The following is a 19971-nucleotide window of genomic DNA, read 5'->3' on the forward strand; positions in this document are numbered from 1 at the left end:
ACCAGCGAAAAGGAGGCTTGGCCGCGATGCACCGCGTCGTCTTGCCGCCGGTGACGGTGAACCTCCCCGACTCACCCCTGGTGATGTGGGACCGGGGTGATCTGCATGATTTCCTGCACCTGTCGGCGGATATCCGGGTCGAGATCCTCGACGGGCAGGTTGTCGCGAGCACCGTCCCCCACTTCTGGCAAAACGACATCAAGGAACACATTCACGAAGCGTTCTTCGCGGCCGCCCTCACCGAGGGAGAGCAAGGGTGGACGTGCCGGGCAGGCAACGGCCTCGTCCTGGCGGAGCTCGGCTGCGGGTTCATCCCCGATCTCCTCGTCTTCGACCGTGAGATCCACCGGTCCATGGTGGCGGCACGGGTCCGGCGGCCGTCCTCCGACGAGATCGAGATGTGCGTCGAGGTGACCTCCCCCGGCAACGCCGCCATCGATCGAGGCGGGCAGCCCAAGGGCAAGTGGGCGAGCTACGCCAAGGTCGAGATCCCCTACTACCTGCTGGTCGACCGTGACCCGAAGATCGCCAAGGCGACCCTCTACTCCGTCCCCGACGCCAAGACCGGGGCCTATCTGCACCAGGAGGAGTGGGAGTTCGGCCAGACGATCGTGCTCCCCACCCAGTTCGGCGTGAGCATCCCCACGAGCGGCTGGCTCACCTGGTCCGACGGCTGACCTGCGCCCGCAGCCTCCCGCGCGGCCCTGAACCGGTGAACCACGCCGACGAGGGCTCCGGGAACCTCAGCGGCGTGCCGTACGGCGGAGCAGGGGGATCAGCGCCGCGCCCGCCACCACATGCATGGCGCACAGGACGAGCTTGGCTCCCGTGGTCGCCGTGGCCGACAGGGGCGGGACGAGCGACAGGGCCAGGACGACGACCGAGAGCGACGTCCAGGCGGTGCGGGCGCGGGCGGTGAAGCGCTCCAGCAGGGCCAGCGCGGCCCAGCCGAGGAGCGACAGGACGAGGGTGAAGCCGGCCACCATCGGCAGGCCGATCGTCATGGGCGGCTGCCCGCCCATGACGACGACGGGGGCGGGGGCGAGCAGCGAGACGATCGACGCGGCGACGGTCGCGGCGGCGACGGCGAGCGCGCGATCGCGGCGGCGGGTGGCGAGCGGTGGGGTCGGGGACGATGCGGCGGTGGTCATGGGGGCTCCTCAAGATCTCAGAGAACTTCACATCGCGTGTAGTTCTTAAACTACATATAGCATGAAGTTCTCGCCAGGAGGAGAGGACGGATGACGACGATCAGGGAGCCGCAGAACGCGCGCAGCCGCCGCACCCGCGAGGCGCTGCTGAACGCCGCGCGCAGGCTGATCGAGGAGGAGGGCTTCGAGGCGACCACCATGGCCGCGGTGGCCGAGCGGGCCGGGGTCTCCACGCGCGCGCTCTACCTGCACTTCTCCTCGCGCGGCGACCTGCTGACCACCCTCTACCGGCACCTGGGCGCGACCGAGGACATCCAGGCCTCGCTCGACAGGGTGTGGAACAGCCCCGACGCGGTGAGCGCCGTCGAGGAGTGGGCACACCACCTGGCCAGGGTGCATCCGCGCATCATGGCCGTCTCCCGGGCGGTGCAGGCCGCCTGCCGTACCGACCCCGACGCCGCGGCCATGCACGAGGCCGCGATGCGCGGCTGGCACCTGGGCTCCACCCGGCTGATGACCTGGCTGGCCGACGAGGGCGCCCTGGCGCCCCCGTGGACGGCCGGGTCGGCGGCCGACATGCTGTGGGGGCTGATGTCGTGGGACCTGCTCGAACGGCTCACCGTGGACAAGGGCTGGCCCGCCGAGAAGTACGGCACGCACATGGCCGAACTTTTTCTCGCCACCTTTGTCCGGAAGGCAGCGCCCCGTACGTCATCCAGGTGAAAGGAGTGACCATGAAATACATGATGTTCGTCTGCACCGACACCGAGCCCGACACCGACCCGTCGCCCGAGGCCGACATCGAGGTCTGGGTCGAGGAGAACGACACCAGGGGACGCCGCCTCGACGGCAGCGTGCTGGGGTCGAGGTCGTCGGCGACGACGGTCCGCGTCCGCAACGGGCAACTGCTCGTCTCCGACGGGCCCTTCGCCGAGACCAAGGAGTTCATCGTCGGCTACGACCTGCTGGAGTGCGCCGACCTGGACGAGGCGATCGAGGTCGCCAGGGCGCACCCGATGGCCCGAGGCGGCAGGCTCGAGCTGCGCCCCCTGGTCGACCTGTAATCGCATGACCGTGCATGACACGGTCGAGGCCGCCGCCCGTGACGCCTATCCCAGGATCGTGGCCACCCTGATCCGCGTCACGGGCGAGTGGAGCCTGGCCGAGGACTGCGCCCAGGAGGCGCTGGCGCTGGCGTTGCAGCGCTGGCCGTCCGACGGCGTGCCCGCCAACCCGGGCGGCTGGCTGATGACGGTGGCCAGGAACCGGGCGATCGACCAGCTCAGGCGGGCGGCGGTGGAGCGCAGGAAGCTGGCCGAGCTGATCCCGCAGGAGCCCGCGCCCGTGGAGGAACCGGTGGTCGACGACCGGCTGAGGCTGATCTTCACCTGCTGCCATCCGGCGTTGTCGCTGGAGGCCAGGGTGGCGCTGACGCTGCGTACGATCTGCGCGGTGCCGACCCCGGACATCGCCCGCGCGTTCCTGGTCACCGATTCGACCATGACCAGGCGTCTGACCAGGGCCAAGGCGAAGATCGCCGATGCCCGCATCCCGTACAGGGTGCCGACGGGCAGGTCGCTGACCGAGCGGCTGCCCGGGGTGCTGGCGGTGCTCTACCTGCTGTTCACCCACGGCTACAACGGCTACCCGGCCTTCGCGGAGGAGGCGATCCGGCTGGCGCGCCTGCTGCGCGAGCTGATGCCTGGACAGCCGGAGGCGGGCGGCCTGCTGGCTCTCTTCCTGTTCCAGCACTCGCGCCGCGAGGCCCGCGTCGACGACGAGGGCAACCTGCTCACGTTCGACCGGCAGGACCGCGGTCGCTGGGACCAGGAGATGATCGCCGAGGGCCTCGACCTGCTAGGCGCGATAGACGGCGACGGCCCCTACACGTTGCAGGCCCGCATCGCCGCTTCGCACGCCACCGCGACGGACTGGCCGTTCGTCGCCGCCTGCTACGACCGGCTGGCGGAGCTGCAGCCCTCGCCCGTGGTGGAGCTCAACCGCGCGGTGGCGCACAGCTACGCGTTCGGCCCGCAGGAGGGGCTCGCGCTGCTGGAGAAGGTGGATCTCGGCGACTACTCGCTGGCCGTGGCAGCCGAGGCGGACATGGTCGCCAGGTCCGGCGACCGGGTGCGGGCCGCGGCGCTGTTCCGCCGGGCCGCCGCGCTGAGCTCGTCGGAGGCCGAACGCGAGGCCCTGCTGAGGAGATCTAACGACCTTTGACGCCAAACGGGTGGTAGGCCGAGATGTCCAGGTGAATGGTGAAGGCATGACTTCTCGCCTCAACCCGTACATCACCTTCACCAACGGTGACGCCCGCCAGGCCATGGAGTTCTACCGGGACGTCTTCGGCGGCGAGCTGACCATGAACACCTTCGGCCAGACCGGCATGCCCGACGGCCCGGAGTCCGACAAGATCATGCACGGTCAGCTCGAGACCCCCTCCGGCTACACGATCATGGGAGCCGACCTGCCCCAGGGCATGGAGCACACCCCCGGCCACTCGATCGTGATCTGCCTCAGCGGCGACGACGACGTGCTGCGCGAGTACTTCGCCAAGCTCAAGGAGGGCGGCCACGTCGAGACGGAGCTGGAGAAGCAGATGTGGGGCGACGAGTACGGCTCCTGCACCGACCGCTTCGGTGTCCAGTGGATGGTCAACATCAGCTCGTCGTGAGCGGTTCTGCCACCATGGCGCCATGACAGCCAGTGATCTCGCCCAGCGCCAGCTCGACGCCTACAACGCCCACGACCTCGAGGCGTTCGTCGCCTGCTACGCCGAGGACGTCGTCGTGCTCGCGGGCGACCAGGTCCAGGGCAAGGGGCACGACTACCTGCGCGAGCGCTACACGCCGCAGTTCACCGCCAGGTCCTGCCGCGCCGACCTGCTGAACCGTGTCGAGCAGGGTGAGTGGGTGGTCGACCACGAGCACGCCTTCGGCACGGCACGCGGTGAGGTCAAGCTGCTGGTCGCCTACCACGTCGCCGAGGGCGCCATCGACCGCGTCATCTTCATGTCCTGAGCAGCTCCAGCGTGCGCTCGCGCTCGAAGTGGGCCGCGATGCGCTCCCAGGCGGCCGCGGAGGCCTCCAGCACGTCGCGGTCGCCGGTGAGCCGGCCACGGGCTCGCAGCAGGCAGGCCGCGGCCCAGTCGTTGCCCTCGCCCGCGCCGGTCGCCTGGTCGAGCATCCCGCCCGCGCCCGGGAGGCCCGCGGCCACCGCCAGCTCGGCCGCCGCGGCCCTGGCGTACCGTTCGAAGCGCCCCGGCACCATCTCGGCCAGGCCGCGCTCCACCAGCTCCTGCGCCTGGTCGAACCGCCGGGTGTGCACGGCGATGCGGGCGTCGGCGAAGGCCGAGAAGGCCACCAGGTCGCGCGAGGGAGTGAGCGACCTGGCGCGGTCGAACCACGTGCGCGCCAGCTCGTGGTCGTCGTTGAGGCTGCACCCGAGGGCGACGGCGTAGACGGCCATCGACAGCCAGTGTCCGGGTGTGCTGCCCGCCGCGGCCCTGCTGTCCCACATGACCGTGCCGTGCCTGAGCGCCTGCTCGAACTCGCCCATCAGCACCAGCGGCGGCACCAGCTTGGTCAGCAGGATCGCCTGGTGGCTGCCGACGAGGTCGTCGTCGCTGCTGCGGTGGGCGATCGAGAGCGCTCCCGGCAGGTCGCCGGTGGCCAGGGCGTAGGAGGAGGCCGAGTGGTAGGCGTCGACGATCTCGATGCCCGCGCGGGGGTCGTGGCGGTCCAGCCGTTCGATCAGGTCGACGCGCTCCTCGGAGATCGTGTACGCCTGCCGTACCTCGCCGAGCCTGGCGCGGGCCGAGAGGAGGGCGTCGAGCGCGCCGCTCAGCAGCACCGGGTCGTCGGCGACGAGGGCGGCGGTGATCGCGCGCTCGGCGTGCTCCAGCTTGGCGGTGGCGTTCTCGGGGCCCGACCTCCAGGCCAGAGCGGCGGCCACGTGGGCCTCGACGGCCGGGTCGTCCTGCGGCGCCGGGTCGATGGCGGGCAGGTCGTCGCTCGTCGTGCCGGGGGCGAAGCCGAAGCCTCCGTGCCGCAGAGCGGTGGTCACGGCGCGGCTCCGGGCGATCGTGCGATCCCGGCCGCCGGTCAGGTCGGCGGCGGCCAGGTAGAGCGTGAAGGCGTCCCCCGCGGCGGCCGTGGCGAGCGCGATGTCGGCCGCGCTCGCCAGGTCGCGGGCGGCCTCCTCTGGTGAGGGCGCCAGCTCGGACGCCTGACGGTAGCGGTCGCGCGCTTCGCGCAGGAAACGCCGCGCGTAGGCGAGGTGGCCGAGCGAGCGGGCCAGCCGGTGCCTGGCCGGCTCGTGTCCCTCGACCTCCAGCGCCGCCCGCAGGTCGGCGGCGACGTCGTCGAAGCCCGCCCGCCACCCCTCGGGCCACGACTCCAGCGCGGAAGCCCGGCCGGCCGCCCACTCGAGATGCCGTTCGCGTACGGCGGAGCGTTCGTCGCCGAGCTGCTCCCAGGCGAAGGCCCGCACGGTCTCCAGCAGCCGCCAGCGCTGGCCGTCGCGCGCCACCAGGCTCTTGTCGGCCAGCCTGGCCAGCCCGTCGACGGCTCCCAGCCGGTCGCCGGTCAGCGCGGTGACGGCATCGAGGTCGAAGGCGCCGGCGAAGACCGACAGCCGGTGGAACAGCGCGCGCTCCTCGTCGTCGAGCAACTCGTGGCTCCAGGCGAGCACGGCGCGCAGCGACCGGTGCCGCTCGTCGCCGCCGCGCCCGCCGGACAGCAGGCGCAGGGAGTCGTCGAGCGCGGCCAGCAGCCCGTCGGGGCCGAGCGCGGCGCTGCGGGCGGCGGCCAGCTCGATGGCCAGCGGCACGCCGTCGAGGCGGGCGCAGATCTCGGCGATCACGGTCGGGCCGGCGTCGAAGGCGGGGTCGGCGGCGCGGGCCCGGTCGAGGAAGAGCAGCTCCGCGTCGGACGCCTCTCCGCCCAGGGGGAGCGGGGCGACGGGGACGACCCGCTCGCCCGGTACGCCGAGCCGCTCCCGGCTGGTGGCCAGCACGCGGGTGCCGGGGCACGACGACAGGATCCGGTCGGCGAAGCCGGCCACCGAGTCGAGCACGTGCTCGCAGTTGTCGAGCACCAGCACGGAGCCGCGCGAGCCGAGCCGCTCGGCCACGGCGTCGGCGAGTGGCTGCTCGGAGCGCTCGATGACGCCCAGGGCGGCGGCGACGGCCTGCACCACGAACTCGGGGCGCACCGGCACCAGGTCGACGAACGCCCCGCCGTACCCCAGGGAGCCGGCGACGACAGTGGCCAGCCTGGTCTTGCCCACCCCGCCGGGGCCCAGAAGGGTGACCAGCCGCGACTCCTTGCAGGCCTCGGCGACGGCGGCCTGCTCGTGCAGGCGGCCGATGAAGGTGCTGCGCGCCGCGGGCAGTCCCACCACCTGCTCGTTGCCGGGCGCCACCGTGCCGGCCTCCCCGGCCAGCGCCGCCAGCGCGCGGCGGTCGGCCACGCCGTACTTGCGCAGCAGCGAGGAGACGTGGCTCTCGACGGTACGCACGGAGATGTGGAACTTCCGGGCGATCTCGGCGTTCGTCAACCGCTGCCCGAGGGCGGACAGCACCTCTGCCTCACGTTCGGAAATCACACGGACCACCGTACTTCCGTGGTCGTTCCGTGGTGACCACGGATGTCCGGCACCCACCCAGAAAGAGACGCTATGAGCGATGAGTTCGCCACCCGGCGACGGTCTACCAGACAGACCCACCAAGGAGACAGAAGAGATGCTCACCACCCAGCGCCAGACCGTCCACCTGCCCGGTTCCGAGGCCTACGAGGCTCTGCGCAAGCCGCTGAACGCCGCTCTGGACCCGCGGCCCGCGATGGTCGTCGAGGCCTACGGCGTGGCCGACGTCAGGGCCGCGGTGCTGATGGCCACCGAGCGGAACCTGCCGCTCGCGGTGCAGGCCACCGGCCACGGCACCCACACCGAGGCCAACGGGGCGCTGCTGCTGCGCACCACCGCCATGGACGAGGTGGAGATCGACCCCATCCGCCGCGTCGCCAAGGTGGGCCCAGGCGCCCGCTGGGGAGCGGTCATCGACGCCGCCGCGCCGTACGGGCTGGTCCCGCTGGCCGGATCGTCGCGCGACGTCGGCGTCACCGGCTTCACCCTGGGCGGCGGCGTGGGCTGGCTGTCCAGGAGGTACGGCTTCGCGGCCGACAGCGTGATCCGCGCCCAGGTCGTCACCGCCGACGGCCGCCTGGTCAGCACCGACGAGCACCCCGACCTGCTGTGGGCGCTCAAGGGCGGCGGCGGCAGCTTCGGCCTGGTCACCGAGCTGGAGTTCCGGCTCTACCCGGTCAAGCAGGTCTGGGCGGGCATCATCCCCTTCCAGGGCGACTACCGCGCGCTCACCGAGAAGGCGCCCGACACCCTGAGCACGGCCCTGATCATCAGCCCCGAGGGCACCAAGCTGAAGGTCATGTCGACCGTGCCCGTCGAGGGCTTCGAGGCGATCCCCTTCCGCGAGGCGGTCATGGGCGGCACCCCCGCCAGGCACCTCGACTTCTTCACCGACCTGCACGACGACGTCATGGAGATGGCGGTCGAGGCGGGCAAGGAGGCGACCGTGGAGATCCGCCACTGGGGCGGCGCCATGGCCGGCCACCGCGGGCCCGTGGCCGCGGCGAACGCCTCCTACTCCGTGATCGTCAGCCAGGCGCTTCCCGGCCTGGCCGAGGCGTTCGGCCCGCACGCCACCGGAGGGTCGTTCCTGAACTTCCTGGCCGACACCGGCCGCACGCCCGACGCCTTCACCGGCTACGAGCGCCTGGCCGAGGCCAAGCGCGCGTGGGACCCGCGGGGCCTGTTCAGTGTCGGTCACTCCATCCGGTGACGGCCTCGATGCGCTCCAGCCACGTCTTCTCGCCCTCGCCGCCCGGCTCCCACCGGCTGCAGAACTCCAGCAACTGGTGGCACCGGGCGAGCATCGCCGCCTGGCGTTCCGCCCAGGAGGGCACCGGCCCGCCGTACGCCTCGAAGAAGTACGGCAGAGCGCCCACGTGCTCCGGGTGATGCATCCGTACGATCCACTCGCACCAGGCCAGATCCTCGATCGGCTCGCCCGCGTGGGCCCACTCCCAGTCGACGAGCGTGGCGCTCCCCAGATCCTCCAAGAGCATGTTGTTGGGCCCGAAATCGCCGTGGACCAGCACCTTGCCGCTCCTGATCGGCATCGACTGCACCAGGTGGAGCAGCGTGCCGCAGGCCGTCAGCACCTCTTTCGCGTGGCCGTCGTCGAGCAGGTCCTGTCCGTGCTCGCCCGCCACCCACCGCGTGGTCAGGCTGGTGTCGCTGACCTTGACCACCGCGGGCACCGGCAGGCGTCCCCGATAGCGTCTGAGCATCGTGCGCTCGGTGTTGAGCCGCTCCTCGGCGTCGGGGCCCTGATAGCACTTCACCACGTACACGCCGTCACCCGTAGTGCTGTTGGTGTAGCCGTGCCGCAGGTGTCCCATGAGGAGACATCCTCTCGCAGTCGGGCTCCGCTAGACGAGGGACGGGGCCGAACACGACACAGATCGGGCCGAGAAAGCATGACCCCGCCTAGTCACCTAAAGTAGTGATCTGTTACACAGAGTGGTATGCAGGGGCGTAACTTGACGCTGGCCACGCTGGCCTTCGCGATCACCTTCTGGGCCTGGAACCTCATCGGGCCCCTGTCGGGCAGCTACAGCAAGGCGCTCGGGCTCTCGGCGACGCAGACCTCGATGCTCGTGGCCATCCCCGTGCTGGTCGGCTCGCTCGGCCGCATCCCGGTCGGCGTCCTGGCCGACAAGTTCGGCGGGCGGCTGATGTTCGCCGTCATCTGCTTCGTCACGATCATCCCGGTGCTCTTCGTCGGCTGGTCCGACTCCTACGGGTCGCTGCTGTTCTGGGGCTTCGTGCTCGGCGTCGGCGGCACCTCGTTCGCGGTCGGCATCCCGTTCGTCAACGCCTGGTACGAGCCGGCGAGGCGGGGCTTCGCGACCGGCGTGTTCGGCGCCGGCATGGGCGGCACGGCCCTGTCGGCGTTCTTCACCCCGCGGCTGGTCGAGTCGCTGGGCCGGGGCACCACGCACGTCGTGATCGCGATCGCGCTCGCCGCGATGGGCGTCATCATGCTGCTGGCCAGCCGCAACGCGCCGTCATGGCAGCCGTCGACCCAGCCTGCCATGCCCAGGATGAAGGAGGCGGCCAAGCTCAAGGCGACCTGGCAGTGCGCGTTCCTGTACGCCGTCGCCTTCGGTGGCTTCGTGGCCTTCTCCACCTACCTGCCCACCCTGCTCCAGAACGTCTACGAGTTCGCCCAGACCGAGGCCGGGCTGCGGACCGCGGGCTTCTCCATCGCGGCCGTCATCGCCCGCCCGCTGGGCGGCGTGCTGAGCGACCGGGTCGGCCCGGTCAAGATCCTCATGGCCTCCTTCGCCGGGGCCGCGGTCATGGCCGTGGTGCTCTGCTTCAACCCGCCGCTGGAGTTCGCCGCGGGCGCCAGCTTCGTCCTGATGGCCTTCTTCCTGGGCCTGGGCACCGGCGGCGTCTTCGCCCTGGTGGCCAAACTGGTCGAGCCGCAGCGCGTGGGCACCGTCACCGGACTCGTCGGCGCGGCGGGCGGGCTCGGCGGCTACTTCCCGCCGCTGGTCATGGGAGCGGTCTACGAGACGACCGGCTCCTACACGATCGGCTACCTGCTCCTGGCCGCCACCGCGCTGGCCGCGCTCGTCTACACCCGGATGCTGAGAAAATGATTTGCCTGGTCAAGGGGCCATTTGGCAACCTTGACGGGCTATGCGAACCCTCCCAGAAGCCGATCCCGGCACCCCTGACATCCGCGGCGCGCTCCGATACCTGTGGTGGAACGCACGCCGCCAGGCGACCCCGCTCCTGACGGGCATCGCCTTCGCCGTGTTGTGGTGGCTGGCGCAGGCGTTCGTTCCGTACATCCTGGGCAAGGGCGTCGACGCGGTGACGGGCAAGGACACCGGGGCGCTCATGACCTGGTCGGCGGTGCTGCTCGGGCTGGGCCTGCTGCAGGCCTTCGCGGGCGTCATGCGCCACCGCTACGCCGTCTACAACTGGCTGGCCGCCGCCTACCGCACCGTCCAGGTGACCACGCGGCAGGCCACCCGCCTCGGTGCGACGCTGCCCAAGCGGCTGTCGACCGGCGAGGTCGTCAGCGTCGGCAACTCCGACATCGCCCACATCGGCAACGCGATGGACATCCTCCTGCGCGGCACCGGCGCGGTCGTCGCTATCGCCACGATCACCATCATCATGCTCTCCACCTCGGTGGAGCTCGGCCTGATGGTGCTGATCGGCGTGCCACTCATGGCCGCGGCCGTCGGACCTCTGCTCAAACCGCTGCACAAGCGCCAGAAGCACCAGCGCGACCTGCAGGGTGAGCTGTCGACCAGGGCCGCCGACATCGTGGCGGGCCTGCGGGTGCTGCGCGGCGTTGGCGGCGAGAAGGTCTTCGCCGACCGCTACCGCGAGGAGTCCCAGTCCGTACGGCACGCGGGCGTGCGCGTGGTCCGCGTCGAGTCACTGCTCGAAGGCGCCCAGATCCTGCTGCCCGGCCTGCTGATCGCCACGGTCACCATGGTCGGCGCCACCTTCGCCGTCGGCGGCCAGATCACCGTCGGCCAGCTGGTCGCCTACTACGCCTACTCGGTCTTCCTGATCGCTCCGATGCGCACCCTCATCGAGGCCGCCGACAAGCTCACCAAGGGAGCCGTCGCGGCCAAGCGGGTGATCCGCATCCTGTCGATCGAGCCCGAGGTCAGCGGCGGCACCGCCGGTTCGCTCGGCGGCGAGCTGCGCGACCTGGCCAGCGGCGTGCGCGTGCGCGAGGGCGAGCTGACCGCGCTGGCCGCCTCGACCACCGAGCAGGCGATCGAGATCGCCGACCGGCTGGGGCGCTACAGCGACGGCCGCGTGTTGTTCGGCGACACCGACCTGGCCACGCTGCCGATCGACGAGGTGCGCTCGCGCATCCTGGTCGCCGACAACGGCGCCCGCCTGTTCACCGGGCGGCTGCGCGACGAGCTGGGCGTACGCGACGTCGACGACTCCCTGATCAGTCAGGCGCTGCACGCCGCCTGCGCCGACGACATCGTGGAGGCGCTGCCCGAGGGCCTGGAGGCGCACGTGGCGGAGTCGGGCCGCGAGTTCTCCGGCGGCCAGCAGCAGCGCCTGCGGCTGGCGCGTGCGCTGATCGCCGACCCGGAGGTGCTGATCCTGGTCGAGCCGACCAGCGCGGTCGACGCCCACAGCGAGGCCCGCATCGCCGAGCGGCTGGTCAAGGCTCGGGCGGGCAAGACCACGCTGATCTGCACCACCAGCCCGCTGGTGCTCGACCGCACCGACCACGTCATCTACGTCGAGGACGGCAGCGTGCTGGCCGAGGGCACCCACCGGTCGCTGCTGGCCGGCTCCAGGGAATACGCCATGACCGTCACGAGAGGGGAGGACTGAGATGAGCACCACCATCCTTCCGGTCGCCGACCGGGCCCAGGTACGCGCGTACGCGCGGCGGCTGACGCTGAAGTACCCGCGCGAGCTCAGCGGCGCCCTCCTCCTGCACGGCCTGGCCGCCGTCGCGGGCCTGGCCGTGCCGTGGCAGCTCGGCCGGCTGGTCGGGGCCGTCCAGGACGGCGCCGACATCAACGTCGCCGTCGTCGCGGTGGCCATCGGCGCCTTCCTGGCGCTCCAGGCCGTCCTGGTGCGCTTCGCCACGCTGGCCTCGGCCAAGCTCGGTGAGAAGGTGCTGGCCGAACTCCGCGAGGAGTTCGTCGACCGGGTGCTGTCCCTGCCGCTGTCGACGGTGGAGCGGGCGGGCTCCGGCGACCTCATCACGCGCACCTCGCGTGACGTCGACTCGCTGTCGCGCACCGTGCGTCACGCGGTGCCGGAAACGCTGATCGCCGTCGTCACGTTCGCCATCAGCCTGGGCGGCGTGGTCCTGGTCGGGCCGCTGCTGGCGGCTCCCATGCTGCTGGCCGCGCCGCTGTTGTGGTTCTCCACCCGCTGGTACCTGAAGCGGGCACGCGACGGCTACCTGCGCGAGGGAGCCGCCTACGCGCAGATGACCGCCGGCCTGGCCGAGACGGTCGAGGGCGCCCGCGCCGTCGAGGCGCTGAGGCTCCAGGAGCGCAGGCACCGCCGCACCGACGACGACATCAGCCGCTCGTGGGCGGCCGAGCGCTACACGCTCGGCCTGCGCACGGTCTGGTTCCCCTGCGTCGACCTGGGCTACGTGATCCCGGTGGTCTCGACGTTGTTCGTCGGCGGCCTGCTCTACGTCAACGGCATGGCCACGATCGAGCAGGTCACCGTCGCGACGCTGCTGGCCCAGCAGCTCGTCGACCCCCTCGACCGGTTCCTGATGTGGATCGACGAGCTCCAGGTGGGAGCCGCCGCGATGGCGCGCCTGCTCGGCGTCTCCTCGGTGCCCGACGACCGCGCTCCCGGTACGGCCCAGCCGTCCGACGAGATGCTGGCCGCCTCGAACGTGCGCTACGCCTACCGCGAGGGCCGCGACGTCCTGCACGACGTGTCGCTCACGGTCGCGCCGGGCGAGCGCCTGGCCATGGTCGGGCCCTCGGGCGCGGGCAAGTCCACGCTCGGCCGGTTGCTGGCCGGTATCCACGGCCCGCGCTCCGGCGAGGTCACCGTGGGCGGGGTGCCGCTGGTCGAGCTGCCCCTCGACGACCTGCGCGGCCACGTCGCGCTGGTCACCCAGGAGCACCACGTGTTCAAGGGCACGCTGCGCGACAACCTGGTCATCGCCCGGCCGGGCGCCGACGCCGACGAGGTGCTCGACGCCCTTCGCGCCGTCGACGCGCTCGACTGGGTGATGGCCCTGCCCGACGGGCTGGAGACCGAGGTGGGCTCGGGCGGCACGACCATCTCGCCCGCCCACGCCCAGCAGCTCGCCCTGGCCAGGCTGGTCCTGGCCGACCCGCACACCCTGGTCCTCGACGAGGCGACCTCGCTCATCGACCCGCGGGCGGCGCGCAACCTGGAGCGTTCCCTGGCGGCCGTGCTGGAGGGCCGGACCGTGATCGCCATCGCGCACCGGCTGTACACCGCGCACGACGCCGACCGGGTGGCCGTGGTCGAGGGCGGGCGCATCAGCGAGCTCGGCTCGCACGACGAGCTGGTCGCCGCGGGCGGCTCCTACGCCGCGTTGTGGGACAGCTGGCACGGCACCGCTAACGCGGGTGTGCCCGCCGGTCGTGCGGAATCCTGAGCAGGCAGGGGCAGTCTCCCCGTTTGGGGATGCCAAGGAAGAGTCGGGCGACTGACGGTTTCACTCGGAGGATCATTTCTCCAGGGTCTCGTCAGTCGCCTGACCAGGTCCAACACCTGATTTTTCGGAATTAACTCAGATATGTTGTCAATGTGCTCGATCTCCATCCACGGTTGCTCCGTGCGTTCGTCGCGGTCGCGGACGAACTCCACTTCGGCCGGGCGGCCGCGCGGTTGTTCATCGCGCAGCAGGCGCTCAGCCGCGACATCAGGCGCCTGGAGGAGCAACTCGGCGTCGCGCTGCTCGTACGCTCGACGCGCAGGGTCTCGCTGACCCCTGCCGGTGCGCGGCTGCTCGACGGCGCCCGCGGGCTGCTGGCCGCCCACGACGAGCTGGTCTCCTCGCTCACCGCCCCGCCGCCGCTCCTGGTCGACGTCAACGGGCCGGGCGAGCACCCGATCCTGGCCAGGGCCAGGGAGCTGGCCCCGCGAACCGAGTTCCTGGCGCGCTACCACAACGGCCTGGCCTCGGCCGTCACCGCGATGGTGGCGGGACGGCTCGACGTCTCCTTCGGGCGCTTCGCCGGCCTGACCCACGAGCTGCGCGCCAGGGTCTCCCACCGCCCCGTGCGATTCCACCCGCTCGCCGTGCTGATCGCCGACGACCACCCGCTGGCCGCGCTGCCCGAGATTCCGCTGTCGGTGCTCGCCTCCCACGAGCTCGACGTGCTGGAGGGCAACCCCGCCACCTCGGAGTGGACCGAGCTCGGGCGGCGGCTCGCGGCCGCGTTCGGGCTGCGGTTGTCGCGGCCGCACGTGCCCGCCATCGGGCCCGACGAGATGGGCCTCTACCTCCGCCGCCATCGCGAGGCCGTCCTGGCGGGCGTCGATCTCGACGGCGTGCCAGGCGCGGTCACGCGCCCGCTGGTCGACCCGGTGCCGCTGGCCCTGATCAGTCTCGTCCACCTGAAGGAACTGCGGCACCCCGGCCTCGACGCCCTGCTCGCCGTCGCTACGCCGGACCTGCGGCGCCCTCCTGGCTCGTGGCTTCCGGCCGAGGACGAGGAATTGCTGAGCGGCGATAGCGGCCGGGCGCCTGGCCGTACTCCCGCTTGAAGGCGTTGGCGAAGGCGAACTCCGAGCCGTAGCCGACGCGGGCGGAGATCTCGCTCAGCGGCGCGTCCGACTCGCGCAGCAGCCGCGCCGCGGTGGTCATCCGCCACCAGGTCAGGTAGCCGAGGGGCGGGCGGCCGACCAGGGCGGTGAAACGCTGGGCGAAGGCCGCCCTGGACAGCCTGGCGCGATCGGCGAGCGTCCGCACCGTCCACGGGTGCTCGGGCGCGTCGTGGACGGCCTGCAGGGCGGCGCCCACCGCCGGGTCGCCGAGCGCCCTGGCCCAGGTGGAGCCGGCCGGCTCGGTGAGCCAGGCCCGCAGCAGATACACCAGCATCGTGTCGAGCAGGGCGAGGACGACGGTGTCGGCTCCCGGCCCCGGGCTGTCGGCCTCCGCGGCGAGCAGCTCGATCGCGGCCCTGAGCCGGGGATGGTGGCCGAGCCTGGCGGGCAGGTGGATGTGGTTCGGCAGGTCGCGCAGCAGCGGGTGGGCGCGGCCGGGATCCAGCCCGTAGCCGCCGCACAGGGTGACGGTCGCCTGGCCGGTGGCGCCGACGGAGTCGCGCACGAGCAGCCTGCTGTCCTGGAGCGGATCGCAGCGCGGCTCGTCCAGGTCGCGGTCGGGGGAGTCGGCCAGCGCGTAGGAGTGGCCGTGCGGCAAGAACAGCACGTCACCGACGTTCAGCGCCACCGGCTCGTGGTCCGGCCTGATCAGCCAGCAGGAGCCCTGGAGGATGATCTGGAATCCGGCGCTCCCCCTGACCTCGGGGAAACGCTGGCCCCAGGGGGCGTACCAGGTCACCGTGGCCGAGCTCGGCCGGCCGGAGCGCACGCTGGCGAGCACGTCGCTGAGGATGTCCATGACCCAAGACTATGGCGTATGAATGCCATACTCTCACGCATTCATCGTCTTGATCCCGGCTCGTAGGTTGGGTCACATGATGAAAGCAGCGCGTTTCCATGAGTACGGCGGGGCCGACGTGATCAGGGTCGAGCGGGTCCCGGTGCCCGAGCCCGGCGCCGGTGAGGTCCTGGTCCGGATCGCGGCCACCTCGTTCAACCCTTCCGACACCGCTCTGCGGGCCGGGCGGCTGCGTGAGGTGCTTCCCCTGGCCCTGCCCTACGTCCCGGGCTGGGACGTCGCGGGCACGGTCGTGACCGCTGCCGGGCGCTGGAAGGCCGGCGATCGGGTGATGGGGCGCACCGACGCGGGTGGCGCGGCGGCCGAGTTCGCCGCCGTGCCGGCGTCCGTACTGGTCGGGGTGACGGGTTTCGCCGAGCTGGCTGCCGCGGCTGCCGTCCCGGTGGCCGGGCTCACAGCCTGGCAGGCGGTCTTCGAGCACGGGAAGGTGGCGGCGGGGCAGCGTGTGCTCATCAACGGCGCGGGCGGCGGGGTCGGCGGGTTCGCGGTGCAGCTCGCCAAGCTCGCCGGGGCCACGGTGATCGCCACGGCGTCGCCACGCAGCGCGGCCACCGTCGCCGGCCTGGGCGCGGACGAGGTGATCGATTACACCCGTTCGCCGCTTCCGGAAGGAATGGACGTGGTGATCAACCTCGCTCCCGTCGGCCCCGAGCAGGCCTCCGTCCTGGCCACGCTGGTGAGGCCGGGTGGTGCCGGGGTGTCCGTCGCCGCGCCCATCCGGGGGTTCTTCTCCTTCACCGCGCGCAACGATCCCGGTCAGGTGGCGGAAATGGACGCTCTGGCGGCCGCGGGCACATTGCTGGTCGACGTGACGGAGACCGTGCCGCTGGAAGGGCTGGCCGATCTGCACCGTCGCAGCGAGGCGGGGCTCACGCGCGGGAAGATCCTCGTCGCGGTGTGACGAGTCCAACAACCTACGCGAACGTAAGTTACGGTAGCGTAGGTTGCATGACGGTCCTGGAGAAGCCGCGGCTGCGCGGCTGGTTGCACGCCGGAGCCCTGCCCGCGGCGCTGGTGGCGGGATTCGTGCTGGTCGCCCTGGGGCCCACCGTGGAAGCGCGGCTCGCGGCCACCGTCTACGCGATCACCTCCGGCCTGCTCTTCGGCGTCTCGGCCACCTACCATCGCGGCCGGCTGTCGCCCCGCGTGGCCGAGATCCTGCGGCGGTTCGACCACGCCAACATCTACCTCATCATCGCGGGCACCTACACCCCGTTCGCGCTGCTCGCCCTCGACGGGCTGCCGCGGGTGCTGGTGCTCGCGGTGATCTGGACCGGCGCGCTGGCGGGCGTGCTGTTCAAGGTCTGCTGGACGGGCGCGCCGCGATGGTTGTCGACCGTGCTCTACATCGCGCTCGGCTGGGTGGCGGTCTTCGTGCTGCCGCAGCTCATGGACGGCGCGGGGGTGGCGGCACTGGTGCTCGTCATCGTGGGCGGGGTGCTCTACACGGCGGGCGGCATCGTCTACGGGGTGCGCAGGCCCGACCCGTCGCCCAAGTGGTTCGGCTTCCACGAGGTGTTCCACGCGTTCACCGTGGCCGCCTACGTCGTGCAGTACGTGGCGATCTCCTTCGTCGTCTACTCGGCCGCCTGAACCGTCCACGGGAACGGGCGCAGGTCCGGCTCCACCCAGCCCTGCCTCGCCGAGGCCCCGGCCAGGGTGCCGCTGGTGTAGAACCTCGACAGGAGGCGCTTGTCGAGCAGGGCGGGGTTCCTGGCGATGAACGCCGGGAAGTCGTCGTCGGGGATCGTGTGGTGGCCCACCAGCTCCACCCAGGCCCTGCTCATCGTCGCGTGGTACTTCTGCGGCCTGCCCGCGTATCTCGCGGTGCGCCTGATGCCGTCGCTGATCAGGGTGACCGCCTGGTCGACGCCGCTGTGCCGTACGGCCAGCCAGGTCACGTGCACGTGCTCACGATGGCCGAACCGGTCCGTGCCGGACATGGCCTCGGCCAGCAGGTCCTCGAATCTCACCTCGACACCTCCGTCAGTGCGTTCAGGCCCGCTCTCAGGCCCTCGATCTGCTCGCCGTCGAGCCCGGCCAGGGCCCGTTCCTCCAGGTCGGCGAAGGCGCGCGCGATCCTGGCCGCCGCCCGCTCACCGTCGCCGGTGAGCGTGATGGCCACCGCCCTGCGGTCGCCCTCCTGGCGGACCCTGGCGATGTGGCCGCGCCTTTCCAGCCGGTCCAGCACGCTGGTGAGCGTGCTGGGCTTGGTGCCCACGTCCGCGCCGAGTTGCGAGACCGTACGGCTGCGGCCGTCGGCGAGGTTGGCGAGCACGTTGATCTCGGCCGCGGTGAGGCCGAGCCCGGCCAGGTCGGCGGTGATGGCCAGGAGGGTGGCATGGGTGGCCTGCTGCAGGGCGAGCAGGGCTGACCAGCGGGCAGTTGTCACGATATCGCATTATACGATTTCGTGCTATTTGGCGGTAGCCCCCAGGACGAGCAGGGCGGTGTCGTCGTCGAGACCGGCGCCGAAGCTCCTCAGCAACCCGGTCATCGCCTCGACCAGACTTCGCGGCGACGCGCCCGCCCGCCTGGCCACGAACGTGCGCAGCGCCTCGTCGCCGTAGAGCGTGGTGCGGTCGGAGCCGGTACGGGCCTCGGTGATGCCGTCGGTGTAGAGCACCAGGCTGTCGCCGGGGCCGAGAACCGTGGTGGCCGCCGTGAACCGGGGCTCGGGCAGCAGGCCGACCAGCATCCCGCCCGGGGTCGGCAGGCAGTCGCACGTGCCGTCGGCGCGTGCCACGAGCGCCGGCGGATGACCGCCCGCCGCCAGGTGAACGGTCACGACCCCGGCGTCGGGATCCGGTTCGAGCACGCCGAAGACGGCCGTGCAGTAGCGCGGGTCGTCGTGGGTGTAGCGCTCGAGAAGCGCGGTGTTCAGCGTGGCCAGGGCGGACAGGGGGTCCGGGTCGTGCAGCGCCGCGGCGCGCAGGGTGTAGCGGGTCAGCGACGTCAACGCGGCCGCCTGCGGGCCCTTGCCGCACACGTCGCCGAGGAAGAACGCCCAGCGTTTGCCGTCGATGCCGAACACGTCGTAGAAGTCACCGCCCAGCTGGTCGGGAGAGGCGGCGTGGTAGTAAGCGGCCGACTCCATGCCCGGCACCCCGGGCAGCGAGTCGGGCAGAAGGCTGCGCTGCAGCACCGCGAGGGCGTCCTGGAGCCTGGCCCGGTCGGCGATGGCGTGCCTGGCCGACTCCTCGGCGTCCCTGCGGGCGCGCAGCAGCTCCTCCTCGTAGGCGCGGCGCTCGCGGGCGTCGAAGACCGTCGTGCGGACGAGCAGCGGCTCGCCCGCCTCGCCGTACCTGAGGGCCGAGGAGGCCAGCACGGGCATGCGCTCGCCTCCCGCGGCCCTCAGCTCCAGCGCGATGCCGTTGATCGTGCCCTGCATGCGCAGCAGCGGCGCGAAATGCGTCTCGTGGTAGAGCCGGCCGCCGACGGTGAGCAGGTCGGAGAAGCGCATGCGGCCCACCACCGCCTCGCGCTCCAGCCCGAGCCAGCCGAGCAGCGTCGCGTTGATCTTGGCGATCGTGCCGTCCATCATCGTCGACAGGTAGCCGCACGGAGCGTTCTCGTAGAGCTCCTCCGCGCTGTCCTCGAGCAGCGCGACGAAGGCCGGATCCGTCACCGGGCCCGTCACCGCGGCTGCTCCAGGAACGCGACGATCGCCTCATTGGTGGCCTCGGGCGCCGACAGGTGCGGGCAGTGCCCGGTGGCGTCCAGGGTGACCAGCGTCGAGCCGGGGATGCAGGCGTGCACGAAGGCGCCCACCTCGCGCGGGGCGATCACGTCGTTGGTGCACTCCAGCACCAGCGTGGGCACCGAGACCGACTTGAGGTCGTCGCGGGAGTCGGACAGGAACGTGGTGCGGGCGAAGACCCTGGCCATCGCGGGATCGGTGGCGCAGAAGCTGTTGGTGAGCTCCTTGCCGAGCTCGGGGCGATCGGGATTGCCCATGATCGCCGGGGCCATCGTGGCCGACCAGCCCAGGTAGTTGGACTCCAGGGAGACGAGCAGCTCGTCGATGTCGTCGGCGCTGAAGCCGCCCCGGTAACCCTCGTCGTCGATGTAGCGGGGGGAGGGGGCGACCATGATCAGCGCGCCGATCCGCTCGGGAGCCAGCCGTGCGGCCAGCACCCCGACCATGGCGCTCACCGAGTGTCCGACGAACACCGCGTCACGCAGGTCGAGCGCCTCGCACACCTCCGTCACGTCGCGCGCGTAGCCGTCGAGGGTGCTGTAGCGCTCCTCGTCGAAGGCCGACAACTCCGACCGGCCGCAGCCGACGTAGTCGAACAGGACCACGCGGTAGGAAGCGGTCAACGCAGGCAGCGTCAGGCGCCACATGTTCTGGTCGCAGCCGAACCCGTGGGCGAGCACCACCGTACGGCCGGCCGGGTTTCCGGTGACCGTGACGTGGTTCCTGCGCAGGACGTCCATGTTCACACCCTATGTACATTCGTGTCGGGATCATGAAGCACTTCCCCGGAGCGGCGATAGGATGCCTCGAACGCCCGACCGGCGAACCGT

Annotated in this window: 21 protein-coding genes; 13 read left to right on the forward strand and 8 right to left on the reverse strand. The window is 71.6% G+C overall.

The genetic code is table 11. The features are described from left to right. Positions 1–26: 26 nt before the first annotated feature. The gene (locus HNR30_RS35425; RefSeq protein ID WP_181614453.1) at positions 27–677 is read left to right on the forward strand and encodes a Uma2 family endonuclease; all 651 of its coding nucleotides are present in this window, start codon (positions 27–29) and stop codon (positions 675–677) included. A 66-nt stretch (positions 678–743) separates the two neighbouring features. Here HNR30_RS35425 and HNR30_RS35430 read toward each other — a convergent pair whose 3' ends face one another. After that, entirely contained in the window at positions 744–1151 is a 408-nt protein-coding gene (locus HNR30_RS35430; protein WP_181614454.1) for a DUF6069 family protein, read from the reverse strand. Between the two features lie 90 nt (positions 1152–1241). Between HNR30_RS35430 and HNR30_RS35435 the strand changes: the two genes are divergently transcribed. The 5 genes from HNR30_RS35435 to HNR30_RS35455 are packed head-to-tail and all read left to right on the forward strand — an operon-like array spanning position 1242 to position 4174. Next, positions 1242–1874 carry a TetR/AcrR family transcriptional regulator gene (locus HNR30_RS35435; protein ID WP_181614455.1) on the forward strand — a complete coding sequence of 211 codons (633 nt, stop codon included), beginning with the start codon at positions 1242–1244 and terminating at the stop codon, positions 1872–1874. 11 nt (positions 1875–1885) lie between these two features. Further along, the gene (locus tag HNR30_RS35440) at positions 1886–2215 is read left to right on the forward strand and encodes a YciI family protein (protein ID WP_181614456.1); all 330 of its coding nucleotides are present in this window, start codon (positions 1886–1888) and stop codon (positions 2213–2215) included. A gap of 4 nt (positions 2216–2219) precedes the next feature. Next, positions 2220–3374 (forward strand): RNA polymerase sigma factor, encoded by a 1155-nt coding sequence (locus HNR30_RS35445; protein WP_181614457.1) that lies wholly within the window; start codon positions 2220–2222, stop codon positions 3372–3374. 46 nt (positions 3375–3420) lie between these two features. After that, positions 3421–3828, forward strand: coding sequence for a VOC family protein (locus HNR30_RS35450; protein ID WP_181614458.1), 408 nt, complete (start codon positions 3421–3423; stop codon positions 3826–3828). Positions 3829–3850: 22 nt separating this feature from the next. After that, positions 3851–4174 carry a nuclear transport factor 2 family protein gene (locus HNR30_RS35455; RefSeq protein ID WP_181614459.1) on the forward strand — a complete coding sequence of 108 codons (324 nt, stop codon included), beginning with the start codon at positions 3851–3853 and terminating at the stop codon, positions 4172–4174. Here HNR30_RS35455 and HNR30_RS35460 read toward each other — a convergent pair. Then, on the reverse strand, positions 4164–6761 hold the full coding sequence (locus HNR30_RS35460) for an ATP-binding protein (RefSeq protein ID WP_181614460.1): 2598 nt from the start codon (positions 6759–6761) through the stop codon (positions 4164–4166). The genes HNR30_RS35455 and HNR30_RS35460 overlap by 11 nt on opposite strands. A gap of 136 nt (positions 6762–6897) precedes the next feature. Between HNR30_RS35460 and HNR30_RS35465 the strand changes: the two genes are divergently transcribed. Beyond that, complete coding sequence (locus HNR30_RS35465) at positions 6898–8013, forward strand: FAD-binding oxidoreductase (RefSeq protein WP_181614461.1); 1116 nt, start codon at positions 6898–6900, stop codon at positions 8011–8013. On the opposite strand, the gene HNR30_RS35470 is transcribed toward HNR30_RS35465, so the two are convergent. Further along, positions 7988–8635: a phosphotransferase gene (locus HNR30_RS35470; protein WP_181614462.1), complete on the reverse strand. Its 648-nt coding sequence runs from the start codon at positions 8633–8635 to the stop codon at positions 7988–7990. The genes HNR30_RS35465 and HNR30_RS35470 overlap by 26 nt on opposite strands. Before the next feature lie 126 nt (positions 8636–8761). On the opposite strand from HNR30_RS35470, the gene HNR30_RS35475 reads away from it, so the two are divergent. The 4 genes from HNR30_RS35475 (at position 8762) to HNR30_RS49635 (ending at position 14522) form a co-directional block, all read left to right on the forward strand. Then, positions 8762–9904: an MFS transporter gene (locus HNR30_RS35475; RefSeq protein WP_181614463.1), complete on the forward strand. Its 1143-nt coding sequence runs from the start codon at positions 8762–8764 to the stop codon at positions 9902–9904. Between the two features lie 40 nt (positions 9905–9944). Then, positions 9945–11630 carry an ABC transporter ATP-binding protein gene (locus tag HNR30_RS35480; protein WP_181614464.1) on the forward strand — a complete coding sequence of 562 codons (1686 nt, stop codon included), beginning with the start codon at positions 9945–9947 and terminating at the stop codon, positions 11628–11630. A 1-nt stretch (position 11631) separates the two neighbouring features. After that, positions 11632–13407 carry an ABC transporter ATP-binding protein gene (locus HNR30_RS35485; RefSeq protein WP_181614465.1) on the forward strand — a complete coding sequence of 592 codons (1776 nt, stop codon included), beginning with the start codon at positions 11632–11634 and terminating at the stop codon, positions 13405–13407. 152 nt (positions 13408–13559) lie between these two features. Continuing rightward, a complete protein-coding gene (locus tag HNR30_RS49635; RefSeq protein WP_181614466.1) occupies positions 13560–14522 on the forward strand; it encodes a LysR family transcriptional regulator in 963 nt (320 codons plus the stop codon). On the opposite strand, the gene HNR30_RS35495 is transcribed toward HNR30_RS49635, so the two are convergent. Beyond that, entirely contained in the window at positions 14419–15381 is a 963-nt protein-coding gene (locus HNR30_RS35495) for an AraC family transcriptional regulator (RefSeq protein ID WP_181614467.1), read from the reverse strand. The genes HNR30_RS49635 and HNR30_RS35495 overlap by 104 nt on opposite strands. A gap of 76 nt (positions 15382–15457) precedes the next feature. Between HNR30_RS35495 and HNR30_RS35500 the strand changes: the two genes are divergently transcribed. Beyond that, a complete protein-coding gene (locus tag HNR30_RS35500; RefSeq protein WP_220134325.1) occupies positions 15458–16342 on the forward strand; it encodes an NADP-dependent oxidoreductase in 885 nt (294 codons plus the stop codon). 47 nt (positions 16343–16389) lie between these two features. Next, positions 16390–17034, forward strand: a complete 645-nt coding sequence (gene trhA, locus HNR30_RS35505; protein ID WP_181614468.1) for a PAQR family membrane homeostasis protein TrhA — start codon at positions 16390–16392, stop codon at positions 17032–17034. Here the strand turns inward: trhA and HNR30_RS35510 are convergent. From HNR30_RS35510 to HNR30_RS35525, 4 genes are read right to left on the reverse strand one after another with little or no spacing between them, the layout of a single operon-like run. Further along, the gene (locus HNR30_RS35510; protein ID WP_220134326.1) at positions 17019–17414 is read right to left on the reverse strand and encodes a hypothetical protein; all 396 of its coding nucleotides are present in this window, start codon (positions 17412–17414) and stop codon (positions 17019–17021) included. The genes trhA and HNR30_RS35510 overlap by 16 nt on opposite strands. Beyond that, positions 17411–17833 carry a MarR family winged helix-turn-helix transcriptional regulator gene (locus HNR30_RS35515; RefSeq protein ID WP_220134327.1) on the reverse strand — a complete coding sequence of 141 codons (423 nt, stop codon included), beginning with the start codon at positions 17831–17833 and terminating at the stop codon, positions 17411–17413. Before HNR30_RS35515 ends, HNR30_RS35510 begins: the two co-directional genes overlap by 4 nt. Before the next feature lie 24 nt (positions 17834–17857). After that, positions 17858–19081, reverse strand: coding sequence for a PP2C family protein-serine/threonine phosphatase (locus HNR30_RS35520; protein ID WP_312894864.1), 1224 nt, complete (start codon positions 19079–19081; stop codon positions 17858–17860). After that, positions 19078–19881, reverse strand: coding sequence for an alpha/beta fold hydrolase (locus tag HNR30_RS35525; RefSeq protein ID WP_181614469.1), 804 nt, complete (start codon positions 19879–19881; stop codon positions 19078–19080). Before HNR30_RS35525 ends, HNR30_RS35520 begins: the two co-directional genes overlap by 4 nt. Between the last annotated feature and the right edge of the window lie 90 nt (positions 19882–19971).

Source organism: Nonomuraea soli, from assembly GCF_013761175.1.
Taxonomy (GTDB): Bacteria; Actinomycetota; Actinomycetes; order Streptosporangiales; family Streptosporangiaceae; genus Nonomuraea; species Nonomuraea soli.